The 20,282-nt window shown below is 56.3% G+C and carries 22 protein-coding genes; 18 read left to right on the top strand and 4 right to left on the bottom strand.

Translation table 11 applies throughout. The annotated features are described in order from the left end of the window. Positions 1-10 precede the first annotated feature (10 nt). The 4 genes from tagF (at position 11) to tssC (ending at position 3,837) form a co-directional block, all read left to right on the top strand. Positions 11-718 carry a type VI secretion system-associated protein TagF gene (tagF, locus tag L2097_RS09340; RefSeq protein WP_047370831.1) on the top strand — a complete coding sequence of 236 codons (708 nt, stop codon included), beginning with the start codon at positions 11-13 and terminating at the stop codon, positions 716-718. A gap of 12 nt (positions 719-730) precedes the next feature. Further along, on the top strand, positions 731-1,741 hold the full coding sequence (gene tssA / locus L2097_RS09335) for a type VI secretion system protein TssA (RefSeq protein WP_250352694.1): 1,011 nt from the start codon (positions 731-733) through the stop codon (positions 1,739-1,741). A 62-nt stretch (positions 1,742-1,803) separates the two neighbouring features. After that, positions 1,804-2,334, top strand: coding sequence for a type VI secretion system contractile sheath small subunit (gene tssB / locus L2097_RS09330; RefSeq protein ID WP_047370829.1), 531 nt, complete (start codon positions 1,804-1,806; stop codon positions 2,332-2,334). Positions 2,335-2,337: 3 nt separating this feature from the next. Then, positions 2,338-3,837, top strand: coding sequence for a type VI secretion system contractile sheath large subunit (tssC, locus tag L2097_RS09325; RefSeq protein WP_047370828.1), 1,500 nt, complete (start codon positions 2,338-2,340; stop codon positions 3,835-3,837). 72 nt (positions 3,838-3,909) lie between these two features. On the opposite strand, the gene L2097_RS09320 is transcribed toward tssC, so the two are convergent. Beyond that, entirely contained in the window at positions 3,910-4,332 is a 423-nt protein-coding gene (locus L2097_RS09320) for a hypothetical protein (protein ID WP_250352693.1), read from the bottom strand. 87 nt (positions 4,333-4,419) lie between these two features. Between L2097_RS09320 and L2097_RS09315 the strand changes: the two genes are divergently transcribed. The 6 genes from L2097_RS09315 to L2097_RS09290 all read left to right on the top strand — a co-directional run bounded on the left by L2097_RS09315 (position 4,420) and on the right by L2097_RS09290 (position 10,072). Next, complete coding sequence (locus tag L2097_RS09315) at positions 4,420-4,848, top strand: Rap1a/Tai family immunity protein (protein ID WP_250352692.1); 429 nt, start codon at positions 4,420-4,422, stop codon at positions 4,846-4,848. Positions 4,849-5,104: 256 nt separating this feature from the next. Next, on the top strand, positions 5,105-5,587 hold the full coding sequence (locus tag L2097_RS09310; protein ID WP_039079483.1) for an Hcp family type VI secretion system effector: 483 nt from the start codon (positions 5,105-5,107) through the stop codon (positions 5,585-5,587). Between the two features lie 111 nt (positions 5,588-5,698). After that, positions 5,699-6,379, top strand: coding sequence for a hypothetical protein (locus tag L2097_RS09305; RefSeq protein WP_250352691.1), 681 nt, complete (start codon positions 5,699-5,701; stop codon positions 6,377-6,379). Positions 6,380-6,479: 100 nt separating this feature from the next. Further along, positions 6,480-8,264, top strand: coding sequence for a type VI secretion system-associated FHA domain protein TagH (gene tagH, locus L2097_RS09300; protein ID WP_250352690.1), 1,785 nt, complete (start codon positions 6,480-6,482; stop codon positions 8,262-8,264). Beyond that, positions 8,261-9,055 carry a PP2C family protein-serine/threonine phosphatase gene (locus L2097_RS09295; protein ID WP_047370823.1) on the top strand — a complete coding sequence of 265 codons (795 nt, stop codon included), beginning with the start codon at positions 8,261-8,263 and terminating at the stop codon, positions 9,053-9,055. The genes tagH and L2097_RS09295 overlap by 4 nt, the downstream gene beginning before the upstream one ends. Positions 9,056-9,076: 21 nt before the next feature. Then, entirely contained in the window at positions 9,077-10,072 is a 996-nt protein-coding gene (locus L2097_RS09290) for a hypothetical protein (protein ID WP_250352689.1), read from the top strand. A 27-nt stretch (positions 10,073-10,099) separates the two neighbouring features. Here L2097_RS09290 and L2097_RS09285 read toward each other — a convergent pair whose 3' ends face one another. From L2097_RS09285 to L2097_RS09275, 3 genes are read right to left on the bottom strand one after another with little or no spacing between them, the layout of a single operon-like run. Then, the gene (locus L2097_RS09285) at positions 10,100-10,276 is read right to left on the bottom strand and encodes a hypothetical protein (RefSeq protein ID WP_250352688.1); all 177 of its coding nucleotides are present in this window, start codon (positions 10,274-10,276) and stop codon (positions 10,100-10,102) included. Further along, complete coding sequence (locus L2097_RS09280) at positions 10,240-10,500, bottom strand: hypothetical protein (RefSeq protein WP_250352687.1); 261 nt, start codon at positions 10,498-10,500, stop codon at positions 10,240-10,242. Before L2097_RS09280 ends, L2097_RS09285 begins: the two co-directional genes overlap by 37 nt. 36 nt (positions 10,501-10,536) lie before the next feature. Next, positions 10,537-10,836, bottom strand: a complete 300-nt coding sequence (locus tag L2097_RS09275; protein ID WP_250352686.1) for a hypothetical protein — start codon at positions 10,834-10,836, stop codon at positions 10,537-10,539. A gap of 218 nt (positions 10,837-11,054) precedes the next feature. Here L2097_RS09275 and L2097_RS09270 point away from each other — a divergent pair, with 218 nt between their 5' ends. The 8 genes from L2097_RS09270 (at position 11,055) to L2097_RS09235 (ending at position 20,276) form a co-directional block, all read left to right on the top strand. Then, positions 11,055-11,867 (top strand): type VI secretion system accessory protein TagJ, encoded by an 813-nt coding sequence (locus L2097_RS09270; protein ID WP_250352685.1) that lies wholly within the window; start codon positions 11,055-11,057, stop codon positions 11,865-11,867. After that, positions 11,860-12,426 (top strand): type VI secretion system baseplate subunit TssE, encoded by a 567-nt coding sequence (tssE, locus tag L2097_RS09265; RefSeq protein WP_047370820.1) that lies wholly within the window; start codon positions 11,860-11,862, stop codon positions 12,424-12,426. The genes L2097_RS09270 and tssE overlap by 8 nt, the downstream gene beginning before the upstream one ends. 2 nt (positions 12,427-12,428) lie before the next feature. Beyond that, positions 12,429-14,300, top strand: a complete 1,872-nt coding sequence (gene tssF, locus L2097_RS09260) for a type VI secretion system baseplate subunit TssF (RefSeq protein ID WP_250352684.1) — start codon at positions 12,429-12,431, stop codon at positions 14,298-14,300. After that, positions 14,297-15,340 carry a type VI secretion system baseplate subunit TssG gene (tssG, locus tag L2097_RS09255; protein ID WP_250352683.1) on the top strand — a complete coding sequence of 348 codons (1,044 nt, stop codon included), beginning with the start codon at positions 14,297-14,299 and terminating at the stop codon, positions 15,338-15,340. Before tssF ends, tssG begins: the two co-directional genes overlap by 4 nt. 48 nt (positions 15,341-15,388) lie before the next feature. Beyond that, positions 15,389-18,001 carry a type VI secretion system ATPase TssH gene (gene tssH, locus L2097_RS09250; protein ID WP_250352682.1) on the top strand — a complete coding sequence of 871 codons (2,613 nt, stop codon included), beginning with the start codon at positions 15,389-15,391 and terminating at the stop codon, positions 17,999-18,001. Between the two features lie 26 nt (positions 18,002-18,027). Next, the gene (locus tag L2097_RS09245) at positions 18,028-19,548 is read left to right on the top strand and encodes a serine/threonine protein kinase (protein WP_250352681.1); all 1,521 of its coding nucleotides are present in this window, start codon (positions 18,028-18,030) and stop codon (positions 19,546-19,548) included. 66 nt (positions 19,549-19,614) lie between these two features. Further along, positions 19,615-20,022, top strand: coding sequence for a DcrB-related protein (locus L2097_RS09240; protein WP_502799295.1), 408 nt, complete (start codon positions 19,615-19,617; stop codon positions 20,020-20,022). Between the two features lie 26 nt (positions 20,023-20,048). After that, positions 20,049-20,276 (top strand): Imm74 family immunity protein, encoded by a 228-nt coding sequence (locus tag L2097_RS09235; protein ID WP_250352679.1) that lies wholly within the window; start codon positions 20,049-20,051, stop codon positions 20,274-20,276. Positions 20,277-20,282 lie beyond the last annotated feature (6 nt).

Below are 20,282 nucleotides of genomic sequence, written 5' to 3'. Positions count from 1 at the left end.
GGAAAGTCGAATGACTACGACGAGTGCAATTAGCTGGTATGGAAAATTGCCCAGTGCCGGCGACTTCTTACAGCGACGTTTCCCGGACGCGCTCCAGCGTCAATGGTCCCATTGGTTTCAGGTGGGTCTGATGAACTGGCAAAAAGAGGAAGAGCGTGCGGCGGACAGGCAATTCGGCAATGCGCCGATATGGAATTTTGTCGTGCCGCCAATGTTAGGCGGGCAGCAGGTGCAAATGGGCTGTTTGTTACCCGGTCGCGATAGCGTCGGGCGGCAATATCCACTGTGCGCTCTGCTGGCCATAAACCCGCTGGAGTGGTCCGCACGGCAACTTGCGCAGTCGGGTGACTGGTATCAGCAATTGGGGCGAACCCTGCTGCATGCGATGCGTAACGGTTACTCCGCAGAGCAACTCGATCAGTCGCTGCTCTTGATTCCCACACCGCAGCCTGTGGTGGAAGAAAGCCGCTCGGAAATTCTTGATGTTATTGGTTACGAAGGCGACGCGGCGCCAACGCTTGGCTGGCGTCAGGCCGCGGAATGTTTTGACCCGTTGCGCCAGACCAGTTTCTGGTGGACTAACCGTAGCGATGGCTATCCGCTTTACACCCACGTGCATAGCGGCAACTTCACCGGGCAGCTTTTTACCATGCTGTTCGATCCGGCAGGCGGCGCGCGACCGGGTCGTCATGGTCTTTATCCTCCGATGTTTGATTAAGCGAATCTGTGTATGACTCTTGAAACCTTACTTGAGCCCGTCAGCCCGACGCAGCCCTGTGGTGAAAACCTGGAGTATGACGCTGAATTTCAGGCGCTGGAACAGGCAAGCCAGGGCAAAGCAGAACAGCAATTTGGCGATACCATCATTCCCGCAGAGCCGGCAGACTGGACGCGCGTTGAAAAGCTCGCCACCGCCCTGCTGTCACGGACCAAAGATCTGCGCGTCATGCTGGCGCTGACCCATGCCTGGACGCGTCGCCGTGGTCTGGAAGGCTATGCAGACGGGCTTTCACTTATCGGTCAGGCGCTGGCCCTGTACTGGGATGATCTATGGCCTGCGTTGACAGAAAACGGCGAAGAAGATCCGTTTTATCGTATCAACGCACTGGCAGAGCTCAGTGATAAATCTACGCTCACCGCCACACTCCGCCAGTCCATTTTACTGCGTAGCAATGGCGATGAGCTGACCGTCCGCGACGCGCAGGCGCTACTGGACGGCAGCAAAACCGAGTGTCCAAATTTCCCCGGCGGACGAGTAAGACTGGTTGATGAGCTGGCCCGCGCCGGAAAAGAGGCCACCAGCGTGATGATGCAAATCGAAGGGCGGCTGCATACTATCCGTAGCTGGCTGGTGGAACGTCTTGGGGAGAGTGGTGCGCCGGAAATGGAACAACTCATTAAGACCGCAACTTTGATTAACCGCGCGGGTCGCACAGGCGACGACGCGCAGCCCGACGAGACAGCGACCTCTTCACCCTCTCAGGCGTCGGCGACGACACCCGCCGCAGCGCCTGTTAATTATACAGACTGGCGGAGCGTGCAGCTTAACAGCCGCGCCGATGCGCAGCTCATGCTGGAAAAAGTGAAGCTCTATTTTGCCCAGCATGAGCCAAGCCATCCCGCTCCGCTGATGATTGACCGCGTACAGCGGCTGATCGAACTGGATTTTATGGCGATCGTTCGCGATCTGGCGCCAGATGGCGTACAGCAACTGGAAAATATATTTGGGCGTCACCCCTAACCTTTGACGACAGGGTGAAACAATCCCGATAGCGTCACCGCGCATCTTCGATGGAGAACATCATGGCAACGAGTAACAGTGGACAAAAATTTATCGCGCGTAACCGCGCGCCACGCGTTCAGATTGAATACGACGTGGAAGTGTACGGCGCGGAGCGCAAAATTCAGCTTCCGTTTGTGATGGGGGTGATGGCTGACCTGGTGGGTAAACCGGTTGAGAATCTGCCTTCTGTTGACGAACGCAAGTTCCTTGACATTGATATCGACAACTTCGATGAGCGAATGAAGGCACTGAAACCGCGCGTGGCCTTCCAGGTGGACAATACCCTGACCGGGGAAGGCAAATTGAATGTCGACTTGACCTTCGACAGCATGGAAGATTTCCTGCCGGATGCGGTGGCACGCAAAGTCGAGCCGCTGAATTCGCTGCTCGAAGCCCGTACCCAGCTTTCCAATCTACTGACGTATATGGACGGCAAAAACGGCGCGGAAGAGCTGATTGCTAAAATTCTCAAAGATCCGACGTTGCTGAAATCGCTGAGCCAGATGCCGGACAATCGCGATAGCACCAGCACCTCAGGTAAAGAGGAGTAAATCATGAGCAATGTAACCCAACAGCAAGCGCTGCAGCAGGGCGAAGCATTCAGCCAGGACGAGTTCAGCGCGCTGCTCAATAAAGAGTTTCGCCCGAAAACGGAACAGGCGCGCTCTGCGGTCGAGTCTGCGGTACAAACGCTGGCTCAGCAGGCGCTGGCCAATACCGTCACTTTCTCCTCGGACACGTACCGCACGATTCAGAATCTGATTGCCGGGATTGATGAAAAACTCTCTCAGCAGGTGAATGAGATTATTCATCACGAAGAGTTCCAGAAACTGGAAAGTGCATGGCGCGGACTGAGCTACCTGGTCAACAACACTGAAACCGACGAAATGCTGAAAATCCGCTTTATGAGCATTTCGAAACCGGAACTGGGGCGCGTTCTGAAACGCTACAAAGGTGTTGGCTGGGATCAGAGTCCTATCTTCAAAAAAATCTACGAAGAAGAGTACGGCCAGTTCGGTGGCGAACCGTTTGGCTGCCTGGTGGGAGATTACTACTTCGATCACAGCCCGCAGGATGTGGAACTGCTGGGTGAAATGGCACGCATCGGCGCGGCGGCGCACTGTCCGTTTATTACCGGCACCGCGCCGAGCGTCATGCAGATGGAATCCTGGCAGGAACTGGCGAACCCACGCGACCTGACCAAAATTTTCCAGAACACCGAGTACGCCGCCTGGCGTTCGCTGCGTGAATCGGAAGACTCCCGCTACCTGGGGCTGGTGATGCCACGCTTCCTGTCACGCCTGCCATACGGTATCCGTACTAACCCGGTTGATAGCTTCGATTTTGAAGAAGAGACCGATGGCGCTAACCACAGCAACTATTCGTGGGCGAACGCGGCTTATGCGATGGCGACGAACATCAACCGCTCTTTCAAAGAGTATGGCTGGTGTACCTCGATTCGTGGTGTCGAATCCGGCGGGGCGGTGGAAAACCTGCCATGCCACACCTTCCCGAGCGATGACGGCGGCGTGGACATGAAGTGCCCGACCGAAATCGCGATCAGTGACCGTCGCGAAGCCGAGCTGGCGAAGAATGGCTTTATGCCTCTGATTCACCGTAAAAACTCAGACTTCGCCGCGTTTATCGGCGCCCAGTCGCTGCAAAAACCGATGGAATATCATGACGCCGACGCGACCGCCAATGCGCGTCTGGCCTCGCGTTTGCCATACCTCTTCGCCTGCTGCCGTTTTGCGCATTACCTCAAGTGCATTGTGCGCGACAAAATTGGCTCATTCCGCGAGCGTGATGAAATGGAGCGCTGGCTGAACGACTGGGTGATGAACTATGTCGATGGCGACCCGGCAAACTCTTCTCAGGAGACCAAAGCGCGCAAACCGCTGGCCGCCGCCGAAGTACAGGTGCAGGAAATTGAAGATAACCCCGGTTACTACACCGCGAAATTCTTCCTGCGTCCGCATTATCAACTGGAAGGACTGACTGTCTCGCTGCGTCTGGTATCAAAACTGCCGTCGCTGAAAACCAAAGAGGCATAAGCGCAGGCACGCCGCAGGCTGTCAACACGCCTGCGGCATCGCGCTAATCCATAGGTAAGCTCACTATCTGGTTCACCTGTTGATTTTATTTTTGTAAATCCGCCGGACAATAAGACATAGCCCACTGACCACCAGGAGAAATATGACTTTCCCTGCTAATACGCCGGTAGAATAAGCATTGAGTGATTCATATTTAAGAACCAACCAAAGCGAGCTGAAGATATCGACAAGGGCATACACCCCAACAAGCAGTAAAATAATCATTGTAAACAACGCGAGGATTCTTTTCATTTTCAATCCTTGACCTTGATAAAGCGGGAAGTTAACGGATATTAACACGTCATTCGATGTGGTAAAAATCAGCGCTACAGTAAGCTGTGTTATTCGTCCCCCACGCTTTGCTGCTTGCCAGATAAATACTTTTTCGAAAGCAATAAATATCATCGAATAATAGACAGTAGGCTTATTGAGATCTTTTTTAAGGGCGACGGTCATATTTTCCCCGGTAGCGCTGCGCTTACCGGGGCTATACAAGGAACAGGCTTCGGTGCTTTTTGCCGAATCGGGAACAGGGAGCTGGACATGAAAAAATTCTACATCGCACTCAGCCTGCTCTGTGGTTTCGCGACGGGGCTGGCAAATGCTGAGACCTACGAATACCCGCGGGCAGCGCCGCTACCTCAGGACGACACTGCGAATTTGCTGCGTGATAGCGATTTATTGACGGGCTTTGACGTCAATATGAGCAGTGAACGCTTTGCGAACGCCTGGTTCTCGAAAACGAACGAGCGGGAGCGGATCAAGGCTGAAATGTATTTACTTGGCGTGATGGATGCGACGGAAGGAAAAAACTGGTGCAGCTATCGACGGCTACTTCCCTCATCGGCCCATGAAAATCTCTCTTCCCGTTTTGCGAATTTAACACCGCAGGAGCGTAAAACCCGGGCATCAGCCCTTATTGTTGCGTCGCTGGCAGCCATATTCCCATGCAAAAAGCAGATCAAAAAATAAGCGCATTATGCGCAAAGAAGATGCACCCTTAGTTTTATTTTTTAGACAATTCACAGCGTTAATCTTCGCGATCCTTGTTGTTCAGGGAACGCAAAGCATATCCGGCAGGGTCATGATGGCGGATATGAGGGAGAGGTAAAATATGGACGGTTTTAGCTGGCCCCATATTTACCCATTTGTTCTATACCATCAGTAATGACGGGTATATACACGCTTTTTCGAAAGCAATAATCATCATCAACGAAGAGTAAATATTATGGCTATTGATATGTTTCTGAAGGTCGATGGCGTTACGGGTGAGTCGAAAGATTCTAACCACACCGGCTGGACTGATATTACATCTTTTTCCTGGGGCGCTTCACAGCCAGGGAATATGAGCGTCGGCGGTGGCGGTGGTGCCGGTAAAGTTAATTTCAATGACCTGCATGTAAACGCATTAATTGACAAATCCACAACGGCAATACTGAAACACTGCGCCAGCGGCAAGCATTTGACCAAAGTTGAGCTTTCCGTCTGCAAAGCGGGCGGCCAGCAGGTTGAATATGCACGCATTACGCTGGAAGAGGTATTAGTGACCTCCGTGCAGTACACCGGTGCGGATAATGGCGATACCGTTGGCGTAACTTACGCATTCCAGGCTGCGAAAGTGAAACAGCAGTACTGGGAACAGTCTTCTTCTGGTGGTAAAGGCGCTGAAACCAGTGCTGGCTGGAATATCAAAGAAAACAAAGAAGCGTAAGGTCTTTTGCAGCGATCCCGAAAGGGATCGCTGAAAGAGCTAAAGGGAGCGTATGGCACATTACTTCATCTCCATAAAACGTCTCTGGTAGTCATTAGAAAGGGACGAGTCATGCTCAAGACATTCGTTATTATTACCACGGTATTTTTTGCTTCACTTTCCACAGCCGCAGAACAGACCCTGCATCAGGGTATTCTTCAGGCTTATTGGTTACCCATATGGAGCGATGATGGTCAGCGGAATACGCCAGAACTGAAATACCGTTATTTCGTGACTACGGATGGTGATACTGTTGAGAAAGTCATCAATCTTAATGTTGATAAAAAAGACGCTGAATCTGAGCCACTCACGCGTTACTTTTCCCCTATTCCATCGGAATTTTTGACCTGGAAAGAGGGGCACATCGAGCGTGCTGGTGCTATCACGGTTGATAAACTTACGGGGTCGACAGAGTGCGAACATCGTTACTTTACTGGTGAGTTGACGCATTTCAAACCTGCGGATAAAAACGCTATTGATACCGATAAACTTGAAAAAAACGCAGGTTGTGAAGCCGTTCCATGGATGATGACCTATACCCTGAAATCTGGGATAGAGAATAAATATTTCAAGCAGCAACCTGATGCCGGGGCGAAAGATTTACAGCCTGCCACTCCCGGAACGCCACTGGTAAAAATCAAAACAATCAACCCTACCTGGATTGAGGTTGCGGTACGTGATGAAGACAAACCCGGCCTGCTGGGCGAGGCGCGGGGATTTATTAAACTTAATGATCTACAACCCATTAATTAAGCCACTGATTCCTGGCTTCACTGGCATTTTTATTTTCCAGCACCAGCGTTATCAGAATTGACCCTTTTCGGAACGCTAATAACTCCAGCAGGAATACGCTATGCGATTCACAATAGTTACCAATAAACCCGGTCATCAACCTCCGCAAAGCCGCTGCGATTTTTATCCGCCGGGAGGCACCATTGGACGCGGAACGGACAATAACCTGGTGCTGCCGGACAACGAGCGCGCCATATCGCGCCTGCAGGCGATCGTACATATCGCCGGGAACGGGGAATGCCGCATTACTAACCGTGGCAACGTGACCCGAGTCGTGCTCAACGACATTCCGCTGGAGCGGGGCCGCCAGGTTGAATTGCAGGATGGCGATATCCTGGATATTGACGAATACCGCATTGAAGTCACCGACCTGATTCTTGACACCCAGCCGGTCAGCCGTATGGCGGCGAATGTGCAGGCAGGACTTACGCCAGATCCGACTCCGGTGGAGAAAAAAGAGAACGCCACCACCGCCGTGCCAACGGAGATCTGGGATAGCCTGATGCAGGAATTTTCCATTTCCGACAGCATCTCCAGTAACCGTGCGAAACCAGAGCCCCAGGCGCTCAATCCGTTTGCCGCGCCGAAAGAACCGGAGCGTAACCCGGAAGACCCGCTGGCCTTATTGAGTAAAAACGATGCCGCCGCTGCGCCGCGCTCGATCGACACGGACAAACTGTTTAACGACGAACCGCTGTTTAAAAATGACAGTATCTTCGCCGATGCCACGCCGTCAACGCTGGTGCCACCCGTAGAACCCACTGTCAAACAGGACGCCCCCGCGCCGGATGAACTGGATCCGTTAGCCCTGTTTGGCGGTAGCGGCGCGAGCACGCAGCAGGCACGTGATGACGACCCGCTGGGATTACTCAGTGGCGCCGTGCCGCTAAGCCATGCAGACGATATTGCCCCGTCTGAGTCGAAGAAAACGGAACCGGCCTGGCAAGCGCCGCTCCCGCCGCAGCCTGAACCGATAGTACCCCATGACGACATTGTGCCGCACTCCGCGCCAGAAGATGTACAGCCGTTGTTTGTTGCTCCGGAACCCGTGGTACCGGAAGCCAGCAGCGAGGTGCCGGAATATGTCGCCATCACGTTACCTACGCCGCAGACCGTACAGCGTGCCGCCGCGCAGACGCCGAAAGGGCGCTTGCGGATCGATCCGGTGCAGAGCGAAAGCGCGCAATCCGCAACGACCAGCAGCGGCGAGGGCAGCGGTGATGTGCTTAAAGGCGAACTACTGGATGCGCTGCTTGAGGGGATGGGGCTCAGTGATATGCAGCCCACGCCACAGTTTGATCGGGAAAACATGCGCCAGCTCGGACAGATGCTGAGCATGTTTTCGCAAGGGACAGTGGCGCTGTTGTCATCACGCTCAATCCTTAAACGTGGGGTCAAAGCGGACATGACGATGGTACTCGACGACGCCAACAACCCGTTTAAATTGCTGCCTTCCGGCAAAACCGTGCTGATGCAGATGTTCGGTACCCGTATGCCTGGCTTTATGCCGCCGAAAAAATCGGTGCGCGATGCGCTGATCGACTTGCAGGCTCACCAGTTGGGGATGATCTCCGGCATTCGCGCCATTATTGCCGCCATGCTGCAATCCTTTAACCCGGAACTGCTGGAAGAGGACGCCAAACGCGACGGGGCGACGGCGCGCCTTGGCATGCTCTCTAATCGCAAAGCGGCGCTGTGGGACTATTTTGTGCGGTCTTACGCACAAACGGCCGGTGAAATCGATGACGACTTCCACACGCTCTTTGGCGAAGCTTTCCTGCACGCTTACGACATGGAAGTAAACCAGTACAAAGACTCACAAAGCGCATCGGAAGAACAACAATGAATATCAGCACCGCCTCAATGTCCCGACAGGGCGCGCGTGCGAGTAACCAGGATCAAACCGGTGAAAGCATTGGCGAACGCGCCGCATGTTTCGTGGTATGCGACGGTATTGCCGGGCTTCCCGGCGGCGATGTGGCGGCCGAGCTCGCCCGCAATGCCATCATTACCCGCTTCGATGGCGACCAGCATCTGAATGCGCAATACATTCGCGAGTATATCTACGAAGCCAACAACGCCATTCGCACCGAACAAAAAGCGGCTGAGCAATTTCAGCGTATGGGCACCACCATGGTAAGCCTGTTTATTGACCGCGATTACCATCTGGCCTACTGGGTGCATGCGGGAGACAGCCGACTTTACCTCTTTCGCCGCGGTTGGCTGTACCACGTCACGACCGATCATAGTCTGGTACAACAGATGAAGGACGCCGGACACCAGACCGATGGCATCAACAGCAACTTACTCTATTTCGCGTTGGGACTGGGTGACGATGAACGCGAAGCCAGCTACAGCGATGTGGTGCCGATTGAAGATGGCGATGTGTTTTTGCTCTGCACTGACGGTTTCTGGCACGGAGTGAGCGAAGAGCAGATGAAACAGTCCCTTCATATGGTGAACACCCCCCATGAATGGCTGACATTAATGAATCAGATACTGCTGCGTACCAACGTGGAAAGTCGTGATCAGCAGGACAATTACAGCGCTGTGGCAGTGTGGGTAGGTGCCCCGCAGGACACCACGCTTCTGCACTCGCTGGCGCAAGCGTCGCAGTTTTTCCCTCTTCGTGATTGATACAGGCTTACAAGGAATTTTATGAAACTTTGGCTTCCGGGGCTGGCGCTGTTCGCGGTCTGTTTTGGCGCTCAGGCTGAAAACTACCGTATCGTGCAGTCTCCTACACAAAAACTGGATATCTGGATCGACGACATCGCGGATAACTCGCCGAAAAGCTGGTGCGCACGAGAATTACCGCTGCGTATCGTGGCGAATGGCGATAAAAAAGTCACCGTGCTCGATAGCTTTATGCCGCGTCTGGGCGCGCTGCTGGAAAACCAGTGCGGCACCTTAACGCTGGTGCGCTGGAAATTAACCGATGCGCAAAACAACACGCTGGCCCAGGGGACCGCAAGCAAAGCGAAAGACTGGGCGCCTGTTGTGACACCGGCGGCTGCGACGACCACTACGCCGCCAGCGGCAAATAGCACCAGTGGATTACAACTGCCGGAAGGACGACCGGAAGATAACTCGCCTGTGGCGAACCGCACGCCGTGGCAGGAGTTTACTCTCCAGGATGGCTGTCATCTGCGTACCTTCTGGCAGGGCGACAGCAGCAGTCCGGCGCTATTTATCCCGGCTAAAGACGACGGTAAATGTGAGAAGGGTGGCTGGCTAAATGGCCGCAGTGATGTAAGCCAAATCAGCAACGGCATTGAGCGTAAAACCACGATGACCTTTGTTCATGGTTTCCCGGTAAGCGGTCTGAGCGACAGTGCGGATGCCGACCGTTTATTGATAACCACCGTCAATAACGAGCGGATGGTCGCCAGCGAAGGCAGCCTCGGTCAAAGCTGGATGATCCTGCCTTATGTCCCTTCTCTGAGCGGCTGGCAGGCGAACGGTACTGTGGCGGTCGAAGTTTCGCGCGAACTGGTGAACGATCAGGCCCGGCTGCAGGCACGGCTTGATGAGGTCCGCAAAGTCTGGACCCCGTGGTTCGCCCCGGGTACGACGCTCAATATTTTGCTGATTGACTCCCTGCGCCCGCAACTGCGCGACCCGGCGGTCGGCACCTATAAGGCTGTGCATTAATTTTCCCCCTCACCCTAACCCTCTCCCTCAAGGGAGAGGGGACCGCTCGGGTAACTCGCCGCGTAGCCCGGATAAGGCGTCTGCGCCGCCATCCGGGAGAATCCCCGGTGGCGCGATGCTTACCGGGGCTACGGTGCCGCCAGGGGAGAGGGAACCAATCTGGCGCTTTACCGCGTAGCCCGGATAAGGCGTCTGCGCCGCCATCCGGGAGAATCCCCGGTGGCGCGATGCTTACCGGGGCTACGGTGCCGCCAGGGGAGAGAGAACCGATCGGGCGCTTTACCGCGTAGCCCGGATAAGGCGTCTGCGCCGCCATCCGGGAGAGTCCCCGGTGGCGCGATGCTTACCGGGGTTACGGTGCCGCCAGGGGAGAGGGAACCAATCGGGCGCTTTGCCGCGTAGCCCGGATAAGGCGTCTGCGCCGCCATCCGGGAGGGTCCCCGGTGGCGCGATGCTTACCGGGGCTACGGTGCCGCCAGGTGAGAGGGAACCAATCGGGCGCTTTGCCGCGTAGCCCGGATAAGGCGTCTGCGCCGCCATCCGGGAGAATCCCCGGTGGCGCGATGCTTACCGGGGCTACGGTGCCGCCAGGGGAGAAGGAACCAATCGGGCGCTTTGCCGCGTAGCCCGGATAAGGCGTCTGCGCCGCCATCCGGGAGAGTCCCCGGCGGCGCGATGCTTACCGGGGCTACGGTGCCGCCAGGTGAGAGGGAACCAATCGGGCGCTTTGCCGCGTAGCCCGGATAAGGCGTCTGCGCCGCCATCCGGGAGGGTCCCCGATGGCGCGATGCTTACCGGGGCTACGGTGCCGCCAGGTGAGAGGGAAACAATCGGGCGCTTTACCGCGTAGCCCGGATAAGGCGTCTGCGCCGCCATCCGGGAGGGTCCCCGATGGCGCGATGCTTACCGGGGTTACGGTACGAGGGGGTGCGGTGAGAGGAAAACCCCCACCATTTCATTTGTCTTACACTGAGGAGCGGTGATGAACACACTAGAGCAACAACTCGCGGGAGAATCACTCCGGGAGAGTCTGGGGCAACTGGAAAACCGCATTCGCAAGCAGCCAGGCGATGCCGACCTGCGTGCGGCCTTTACGCAAATGCTTTGCCTTGAGGGCAACTGGCCGCGCGCGCTGGCGCAGCTCAAAAGCTGGCTGGCGCTGACGCCACAGGCGCAACCGACCATTACATTGCTTGAGCAGACCATCAATGGCGAACGTCAGCGCGTGGAAGTGATGGCCGGACGGGCGCGTCCAACAATGCCGGACAAACACTGGCCATGGCTGGCGACAATGGTTGCCGCCCTCGATCTCTCCGCCACCGAAGCCTGCTCGCATCGCATTGGCGCGCTGGAACAGGCCGAAGCGATTCCCGGTGAACTGACCTTACAGGATGGCACCACCCACAGCTTCGACTGGTTGATGGATGGCGACTGTCGCTTTGGCCCGGTCTGCGAAGCCATCGTCAACGGGCGCTATTTCTGGCTGCCATTCAGCGCGATTGAAGAGATGGAGTTTCAGCCCCCGGCGAGCGTCATCGACCTGGTCTGGCGGCACACACGTATCCGCCTGCATGACGGCAGCGAGCAAGTTTGTCAGATCCCGGCGCGCTATCCTCTGGACAATCAGGTGGAAGACCGTTTCCTGCTGTCGCGCACGACCGAGTGGCAACCGCTGCCAGGCGAGGAGCCCCATTACATGGGACGCGGCCAAAAGGTATGGCTTAACGATACGGCGGAATACCCGCTGCTCGATTTAGTCAGCCTGCGTTTTGCACGAGGCGAAGTCCATGAGTAGTCAGCCCCAGGACGACCGCGATCTGTTGCGCAGCGGCTGGCGCGCCAGAACCGGCAAAGAATCGCCGGGGGCGCGCGACAAAATGCAGCCGTCATTGCTGGACCGCCTGACCGATGACGCGCCGGATAAAAAGCAGGAACCGGTCAACAGCAATCTGGTCTCGCACAATGCGCTGCGTCGCCACGTACTGCGTGACCTGCAGTGGTTGTTCAATACCATCAATAACGAGGCGCAAAACGATCTCTCAAGACTGAGTCACGTGCGCCGCTCGGTCGCCAATTTTGGCGTGGCACCGCTGGCCGGTCAGCGCATGTCCGACATTGAATGGCAGGATATCCAGCGCAAGCTCACCGACGCTATTTTGCATTTCGAACCACGAATTTTGCCGCAGGGGCTGATGGTGCGCTGCATCTCCGATACAAAGTCGCTGGATCTGCACAACGTCTTGTCGATTGAAATCAAAGGCCGCCTGTGGTGCGTGCCGTATCCGTTATCCTTTTTGTTTCGCACCGATGTCGACCTGGAAAATGGCCATTTCGAGTTAAAAGATGTGGGGTAAGCGTGGAGAGTAAATTACTCGAGTATTACAACCGCGAACTGGCCTGGCTGCGAGAAATGGGCCAGGAGTTTGCCGGCCGCTATCCGAAAGTGGCGGGGCGGTTGGGGATGCAGGGCATGGACGTCGCCGACCCGTATGTCGAGCGTCTGATGGAAGGGTTCGCCTTTTTGACCTCCCGCGTGCAGCTCAAGATGGACGCCGAGTTTCCCCGCTTTTCTCAGCGTCTGCTGGAGATGATCGCGCCAAACTACCTTGCGCCCACCCCGTCAATGGCCATTGCCGAACTACAGCCTGACCCGGCGAAAGGGGATTTAAGTAAAGGCTTTGTGGTGCCGCGCGGCACCATGATGGACAGCCAGACGCTCAAGAAAAATGGCGTCACCTGCAGTTACACCACCGCGCATGACGTGACACTCCTGCCGCTGAGCATTAGCGCGGTCGAACTGGGCGGCGTGCCCGCCGACCTGCCGCTGTTGCGTATCGGCCTCGGCCAGAGCGGCGCGGTGAGCGCGCTGCGGATCCGGCTGCGCTGTGACGGTCCGGTGAAGCTCTCACACCTTGATTTTGACCGCGTGGAGTTCTTTTTAAGCGGCCCGGATATGCAGGCACTGCAACTGCTGGAGCTGCTGATGGCGCATCAGGTCGGAGCGCTGGCGCTGATTCCCGGTACCTCAACTGCGCCGCTGGTTCTGCCGGAAGATGCTGTACGCCAGGAAGGGTTCGAGTCCGATCAGGCGCTGTTGCCGGACGATTTGCGTAACTTTGACGGTTACCGTCTGCTACAGGAATATTTTGCTTTTCCGTCGCGCTTCCTCTTTTTCAGCCTGAAAGGGCTGCGTCCGCTGCTGGCGCAGAGCGGTGATGCCACCACCTTTGACATCATCATCCTGCTGGATAAAGCTGATGATCAGCTTGAGCGTGTGGTGGATAAAAACCATCTGGCGCTGCACTGCACCCCGGTGGTGAACCTGTTCGCCAAAGTGGCGGAACGACAAAAACTCAGCGACAGCCAGCACGAATACCATCTGGTGGTCGATAACATTCGTCCGATGGATTACGAAATTTACGCCGTCACCCGCATTCATGCCAGCGTCGACGGGCAGCGTGATGAACAAGAGTTCCGCCCGTTCTGGCGTAGCCAGAGCCAGGATAATGGCAACTACGGCGCTTACTTTTCACTGCGCCGCGAACAGCGTGGCCTGTCAGAACATGCCCAGCGCTACGGTACGCGTACCGGGTATATCGGCTCGGAAGTGTTTGCCTCGCTGGTGGATGAACAACACGCCCCCTGGCGCGACGACCTGCGTTACATCACCGCTGAGGTGCTGTGTACCAGTCGCGACCTGCCGTTAATGCTTCAGCAGGAGATGGGCAAATTTGTGCTGCCGGACTCACTGCCGGTTAAAAATCCATATTTGCGTAAAGGGCCAACGCCCCCGCGTCCGGCGCTGGCGGAAGGGTTCAGTACCTGGCAACTGGTCAGTCAGCTACAGATGAATTACCTGAGCCTGATGGACGGCGAAGAAGGGCAAGGGGCAGCGGCACTTCGGCAATTGCTGGGCCTCTATACCCGGCTGGCGGAAGCCCCGGTGGCCAGACAAATTGACGGTGTCCGCCAGTGCGTATTGCGGCCGGTACACCGCCGGGTACCGGAACCGGGGCCGATTGTTTTCGCCCGTGGTGTGAGTATCTCGTTGACGGTAGATGAACAAGCCTTTTCCGGTTTTAGTCCGTGGCTGTTCGGCAGCGTGCTGGAACGCGTGTTCGCACGGCTGGTGGCGATCAACAGCTTTACCGAATTCACACTCAACAGTCAGCAGCGCGGCGAAGTGGGCTACTGGCCTCCGCGCATGGGCAAAAGGGCGCTGATATGAGTGAAACGCTGGCTCGTTTGGCTCCCGTGAAGCGGGCAACCGCCATGCCGCCGTCATTCTGGCAGAACGTGATGGCGGCACCCTGGCGCTACGATCTGTTTACCCTGTTACGCCGTGTTGACGCCCAGGGTGGCGAACGTTATCCGCTCGGTCGCGCGCCGCTGCCGCGCTTTGAACCTCTGCGTATTGGTCAGAAACCGTCGCTCGGGTTTGCCCCTTCAACACTGGCAGAGGTGCGTCAACGCGACCAGTCATCTCTGTATGATGTGTCGATTTTAAGTTTTGGTCTGTTCGGGCCGAACGGGCCGCTGCCGCTGCATCTGACAGAGTATGCGCGCGAGCGGCTGGATCACCATCAGGATGAGAGTCTGACGGCGTTTGCTGACCTGTTTCATCACCGCCTGACGCTCCTGTTTTATCGTGCCTGGGCGGATGCGCAGCCAACGGTTTCACTCGATCGCGCGGACAACAAACGTTTCGAACGGTATATCGCTTCGCTTATCGGCATGGGGCAGCCGGGACAACTGGAAAAAGGCTCGCTGAGTCCGCATGCCCGTTTCGCCCTGGCCGGACATTTAACGCGTAACGGTCGCGACCCGGAAGGGCTGGAAAAAATCCTGCGCGCCTACTTCAATGTGCCCGTGAAAGTCGTGACCAACATTCCACAATGGATGCCTCTGGGTGAGCGAGAAAGAGCGCGGCTACAGGGCGGGCGGCGTGCGCCGCGCCTGGGTGAATCGGCCTTTCTGGGCGCGGCGGTACGCGATGTCGCGCATAACTTTCGTATTGAACTGGGGCCGCTGGATGCCGAAACCTATCGTCATTTTCTGCCCGGCGAGGACTGGGTAACCCGGCTTCGCGACTGGGTTCGTCAGTATCTCGGCATTGAGTATCAATGGTCACTGCGCGTGTTGTTACAGCGTCAGGATGTGACCGGTGCGGCGCTGGGCGGCTCAGGGCGCCTGGGCTACAGCGCCTGGCTGGGTATGCAGCCGCAGCCGCTTGCACGCGGTGATTTGGTTTTCAGTCCGGAGCGGTGATCCCTCACTGTCTCCCAGGCGTTATCTCTTACATTCACGGAATCGATCATGTCAGAAATTAGCCGTGCCGTGCTCTTCGGCAAACTGGATACGCTGTTATTTTCCTCGCTGGAAAGCGCCACCGCCTTTTGCAAGCTGCGCGGTAATCCGTATGTGGAACTGGTTCACTGGTTGCATGCGTTAATGCAACAAGACCAGGGGGATCTCCAGCAGGTGATTCGTCATTTTTCATTGAGCGAGGAAGCCTTAACGAAGGATATCGTCCACGCGCTGGATAGCCTGCCGCGCGGTGCAAGTTCCGTCTCCGATCTGTCTGAGCATATTGATAACGCGGTCGAACGCGCCTGGGTCTACGGTTCGCTGAAATTTGGCGTCAACCGTATTCGCGGCGGTCACTTGCTGATTGGCTTATTAAAAACCTGGAGCCTGGCAACGGTATTAAAAGGTATCTCCTCGCAGTTTGAACGGGTGCGTGTTGATGCGCTGCTCGATGATTTTGATGCCATTTTTGCCGACAGCAAAGAAGCCTCGCAGTCTGTCGCTGTGCCGGAAAATGCAGCCGCCGCGCCAGCACGTCAGGTAAGTCTGGCGCAGTATGGGCAGGACCTCACCGCACGGGCGCGTGACGGCAAAATCGATCCGGTGGTCGGGCGTGATGAGGAGATCCGCCAGATGGTGGATATCCTGATGCGCCGCCGTCAGAACAACCCGCTGCTTACTGGCGAAGCCGGGGTCGGTAAAACCGCGGTGGTTGAAGGGCTGGCGCTACGCATTGCCGCAGGCGACGTGCCGGAACCGCTGCGTGATGTGCAGTTGTGGTTGCTCGACATTGGTATGTTGCAGGCTGGCGCGAGCATGAAAGGGGAATTTGAGGCCCGTTTGCAGGCGCTGATCAACGAAGTGCAGTCCAGCCCCGTGCCGATCATGCTGTTTATTGATGAGATCCACACCCTGATTGGCGCGGGGGGGCAGCAAGGAACGGGCGATGCCGCTAACCTGCTCAAACCTGCGCTGGCGCGTGGCCAGTTGCGCACCATCGGCGCGACGACCTGGGCTGAATATAAAAAATACATCGAAAAAGACCCGGCGCTGACCCGTCGCTTCCAGACAGTGCAAGTAGCTGAGCCGGATGAAGAAAAAGCGGTACTGATGCTACGTAGTACCGTCTCGGCGCTGGAAACACACCATCGGGTGCTGTTGTTAGATGAAGCCGTGGTCGCGGCGGTGAAGTTATCCCATCGTTATATCCCGGCACGCCAGTTGCCCGATAAAGCCGTGGCGCTGCTCGATACCGCCTGTGCGCGTGTTGCGGTAAGCCTTAGTGCGCCGCCACCGCAACTGGAAGATTGTCTGCACCGCATTGCCGGGCTGGATGTCGAGATAGAGATCGCCGGGCGCGAGGCGCGCATGGCGGCCGGTGATGAAAGCCGCGTGGCAACGCTACAGGCCGAACGCCAGCGTCTTGGCGACGTGCGCGATGCCCTGACCCAGCGCTGGCAGCAGGAGCAGGAGCATGTGGATGAGATTATCCGCCTGCGTCGCGCGCTCAGCCAGGCGGCGGAGGAGGAACATCCGGCGCTGCGTAATGAACTGGAACAGCAACAGCAGGCGCTGCGCGAGGTTCAGGGCGATGCGCCGCTGCTGTTTGCCGCCGTCGATGCCAATATTGTTGCCGCGGTGGTCTCTGACTGGACCGGGATCCCGCTGGGTCGGATGGTGAAAAATGAAATCGACGCGGTGCTGAAACTGGCGGATACCCTCAATGAGCGGGTCATTGGTCAGCGCCACGGTCTGGAGGCCATTGCCCGCCGGGTGCGTACCTCCCGTGCCCGGCTGGATGATCCGAATAAACCGGTTGGTGTATTTATGTTGTGTGGCCCCTCAGGTGTCGGGAAAACCGAAACCGCACTGGCGCTGGCGGAGTCGCTCTACGGGGGTGAACAGAATGTGATCACCATTAATATGAGTGAATTCCAGGAGGCGCATACCGTCTCCACCCTGAAAGGCGCACCTCCGGGCTACGTGGGTTACGGTGAAGGGGGCGTGCTAACCGAGGCCGTGCGCCGTCGTCCGTATAGCGTGGTGCTGCTCGATGAAATCGAAAAAGCGCACCCGGATGTCCATGAAATCTTCTTCCAGGTATTTGATAAAGGCTGGATGGAAGATGGCGAAGGGCGACATATCGATTTCCGTAACACCATCATTATTCTGACGTCGAATGTGGGGACCGATCTTATCAGCGGTATGTGCGCCGACCCGGAACTGTTGCCGGATCCCGACGCGCTGCGTGATGCATTGCGTCCCCCATTACTTAAGGTTTTCCCCCCTGCGCTGTTAGGCCGCCTGTTGGTGGTACCGTACTACCCCTTAAGCGAAGCGATGCTCGCGTTGATTGTGCGTCTGCAAATCAAACGCATCCAGCGTCGTCTTGAGGAGAACCACGGTATTATTTCTGAGGTGGATGAAAGCGTCATCACGCAAATCGTCCAGCGCTGTACGGAGGTTGAATCGGGCGGCCGAATGGTCGATGCGATCCTGACCAACACGTTGTTGCCACAAATGAGTCAGCTTTTGCTCGACGCCAGCGCGCGCGACGAGAAATACCGACGTTTACACGTCACCTTTGCACAGGGCGAGTTTCACTGTCAGTTTGCGGCGTAATGCCATTATCAAGAGAGTTTTCCATTATGACGGATCACGAAAACAACCGGACTGTACCGAACGCACTGCCGACGGGATACCGCTTTAATGAGTTCGAAATCAAAGAGGTGATTGGCGGTGGCGGTTTCGGCATTGTCTACCGTGCCTGGGATCATCAACTCGAACGCACTATAGCCATTAAAGAGTTCATGCCCTCAACGCTTGCGGTACGCAATGACGACATGACGCTGGTGTTGCGTAGCGAGCGCTTTGGTAAGGCCTTTTCCGCCGGACTGAACAGCTTTATCCAGGAAGCGCGTCTGCTGGCGCGTTTTAATCACCCAAACCTGCTGCACGTATTGCGTTTCTGGGTGCAAAACGACACCGCCTACATGGGGACGGTTTTTTACAGCGGTACCACGCTCTCCCGTTTGCGCGAAAAGAACCCGCAGATGATCAACGAAGCATGGATCCGTCGTACGTTGCCGATGCTGCTCGGGGCGATCAAAACCATCCACGACGAAGGGTATCTGCACCGCGATATCTCGCTGGATAACATTCAGATTCAGGATAACGGTCTGCCGGTTCTGCTGGATTTCGGCTCTGCCCGCCGCAGTATTGGCTCGGTATCCGACGAAACCGAAACCATGCTGCGCCCAGGCTATGCGCCGATTGAACAATACACTGACGATAACGAAAGTGAGCAGGGGCCATGGACAGATATCTACGCCCTTGGCGCCGTGCTCCATACGCTGATCGTGGGTTCACCGCCGCCCGTGAGCGTGGTGCGTAGCATTCAGGATGGCTATCAGCCGCTGGCGCATCGCCATCTGCCCGGCTACTCCCCGTCATTGTTGCAGGCGGTGGACAAGGCGCTGGCGCTGAAAATGGAAGACCGCCCGCAGACTATAGATGAGTTTGCAGCGCTGCTCGAAATGCCGGTCGCCGGACTTGATGACGTGCTGAGCGTGAAAAAGCCAGGGACCATGCTGGTTCCCATTGAGGAAGTGGAAGAGAAACCGGGCGTGCTGGACTGGCGGCGTTACAAAGTGCCAGGGCTGGTGGCGGCCGGGGTGCTGGTTGGCCTGATCGCCGGCGGCGTACTGTTCCATCAGAGCGATGCGCCGCAGGAGAATGCGGATCAGAGTACCAGCGCCGGGGTTGCCAATAACTCTGTCGCGCCAGCCACACCAGCCACGCCAGCCGCCCCGCCTGCGCAAAACACGGCGCCGGCTTCGACGCCGCCGGCGGCAACGCCCGCCACAACAGCCCCTGCACGCGATACGGCGTCGACTGCTCCGGCGCAAACCGCACCTGTCGCGGCAGATAAACCCGCCGCAACCACGCCGCCTGCGGCGATTGCACAGGTCTATGTGCGCATGAATGAGGGGGAAAAACTGACCCTTAACGGGGAATCACAGTCGATAACACCGGCCAGCAATGGTTTTGCGACTCTGAAACTGCAGCCGGGCCAGTATGCGCTGGTGTTGCAGGGTAACGGTCAGACCCGTCATCAGACGTTAAATATCACCAGTGCAGGTACCTGGCTGGTAAATCCGCAACCGTAAGTTCTTCTCTGCCGGTACGCAAGAGCGGGCCGGCAGACCATCGGTTGCATAAAAATAAATGTGGCAATGCCCTATACAGCCAAAGACCGAACTATGAATGCATTTACACACACTGTTGATGGTGGCAATGAATTTACGTTTGTCGTGTCTCGCGCCAGTGCAAATGCCGACGATAAAGTACATGCTGTCGCCGCCAGAACGCTTCGCGAACTAAAAGATACGCTTACGGATTTTTATCTTGAATCGACGCAAATGTTGACGGTTGACGGCTACCCGGCCGTTGAGCTTTTCTATCAATTTAAAAATGATAACCGCGTTATCTTCCAGCGTCAGACCCTTATTTTACTGGACGCAGCACCTGCCGGAAAAAAACTGGTGAGCTATGTGGCGACCTGCCCGGGGGAATTTAACGAATGTCATCAGCAGCAATATCAGGAAATTATTCAGAGTATTAAGTTTCATCGTGGGAAGTAGTACCTGAAACGCAACGTGGCCGCATAATGAACATTACCGGAACGAGTTCCTATATAATTCTGGATATGGATGGCAGGAAAATTAAAGCGCAAGGGGAGAAGGTTATCGGCGGTTTTTACGCCGAGATAAAAAGCATGCAGCAGTTTGAACCGCCGCATGAAAAAACACCGCTCACTGATGAAATAAAACGGCAATATATGGATGAGGCGATTAAAAAAACGGCAGGCTCACAAATGGTGATCCATTTCGTTTAATTGCCA

This window comes from Citrobacter sp. MNAZ 1397 (genome assembly GCF_023613995.1).
GTDB lineage: Bacteria > Pseudomonadota > Gammaproteobacteria > Enterobacterales > Enterobacteriaceae > Phytobacter > Phytobacter ursingii.
The sequence above is the reverse complement of the archived record's forward strand: the minus strand, read 5'-3'. Positions and strand labels throughout refer to the sequence as shown.

Bases quoted from the DNA above. Each gene is read 5' to 3' on its own strand.
- tagF (WP_047370831.1), top strand. From the start codon at position 11: ATGACTACGACGAGTGCAATTAGCTGGTATGGAAAATTGCCCAGTGCC.
- tssA (WP_250352694.1), top strand. From the start codon at position 731: ATGACTCTTGAAACCTTACTTGAGCCCGTCAGCCCGACGCAGCCCTGT.
- tssB (WP_047370829.1), top strand. From the start codon at position 1,804: ATGGCAACGAGTAACAGTGGACAAAAATTTATCGCGCGTAACCGCGCG.
- tssC (WP_047370828.1), top strand. From the start codon at position 2,338: ATGAGCAATGTAACCCAACAGCAAGCGCTGCAGCAGGGCGAAGCATTC.
- L2097_RS09320 (WP_250352693.1), bottom strand. From the start codon at position 4,332: ATGACCGTCGCCCTTAAAAAAGATCTCAATAAGCCTACTGTCTATTAT.
- L2097_RS09315 (WP_250352692.1), top strand. From the start codon at position 4,420: ATGAAAAAATTCTACATCGCACTCAGCCTGCTCTGTGGTTTCGCGACG.
- L2097_RS09310 (WP_039079483.1), top strand. From the start codon at position 5,105: ATGGCTATTGATATGTTTCTGAAGGTCGATGGCGTTACGGGTGAGTCG.
- L2097_RS09305 (WP_250352691.1), top strand. From the start codon at position 5,699: ATGCTCAAGACATTCGTTATTATTACCACGGTATTTTTTGCTTCACTT.
- tagH (WP_250352690.1), top strand. From the start codon at position 6,480: ATGCGATTCACAATAGTTACCAATAAACCCGGTCATCAACCTCCGCAA.
- L2097_RS09295 (WP_047370823.1), top strand. From the start codon at position 8,261: ATGAATATCAGCACCGCCTCAATGTCCCGACAGGGCGCGCGTGCGAGT.
- L2097_RS09290 (WP_250352689.1), top strand. From the start codon at position 9,077: ATGAAACTTTGGCTTCCGGGGCTGGCGCTGTTCGCGGTCTGTTTTGGC.
- L2097_RS09285 (WP_250352688.1), bottom strand. From the start codon at position 10,276: ATGGCGGCGCAGACGCCTTATCCGGGCTACGCGGTAAAGCGCCAGATT.
- L2097_RS09280 (WP_250352687.1), bottom strand. From the start codon at position 10,500: ATGGCGGCGCAGACGCCTTATCCGGGCTACGCGGCAAAGCGCCCGATT.
- L2097_RS09275 (WP_250352686.1), bottom strand. From the start codon at position 10,836: ATGGCGGCGCAGACGCCTTATCCGGGCTACGCGGCAAAGCGCCCGATT.
- L2097_RS09270 (WP_250352685.1), top strand. From the start codon at position 11,055: ATGAACACACTAGAGCAACAACTCGCGGGAGAATCACTCCGGGAGAGT.
- tssE (WP_047370820.1), top strand. From the start codon at position 11,860: ATGAGTAGTCAGCCCCAGGACGACCGCGATCTGTTGCGCAGCGGCTGG.
- tssG (WP_250352683.1), top strand. From the start codon at position 14,297: ATGAGTGAAACGCTGGCTCGTTTGGCTCCCGTGAAGCGGGCAACCGCC.
- tssH (WP_250352682.1), top strand. From the start codon at position 15,389: ATGTCAGAAATTAGCCGTGCCGTGCTCTTCGGCAAACTGGATACGCTG.
- L2097_RS09245 (WP_250352681.1), top strand. From the start codon at position 18,028: ATGACGGATCACGAAAACAACCGGACTGTACCGAACGCACTGCCGACG.
- L2097_RS09240 (WP_502799295.1), top strand. From the start codon at position 19,615: ATGCCCTATACAGCCAAAGACCGAACTATGAATGCATTTACACACACT.
- L2097_RS09235 (WP_250352679.1), top strand. From the start codon at position 20,049: ATGAACATTACCGGAACGAGTTCCTATATAATTCTGGATATGGATGGC.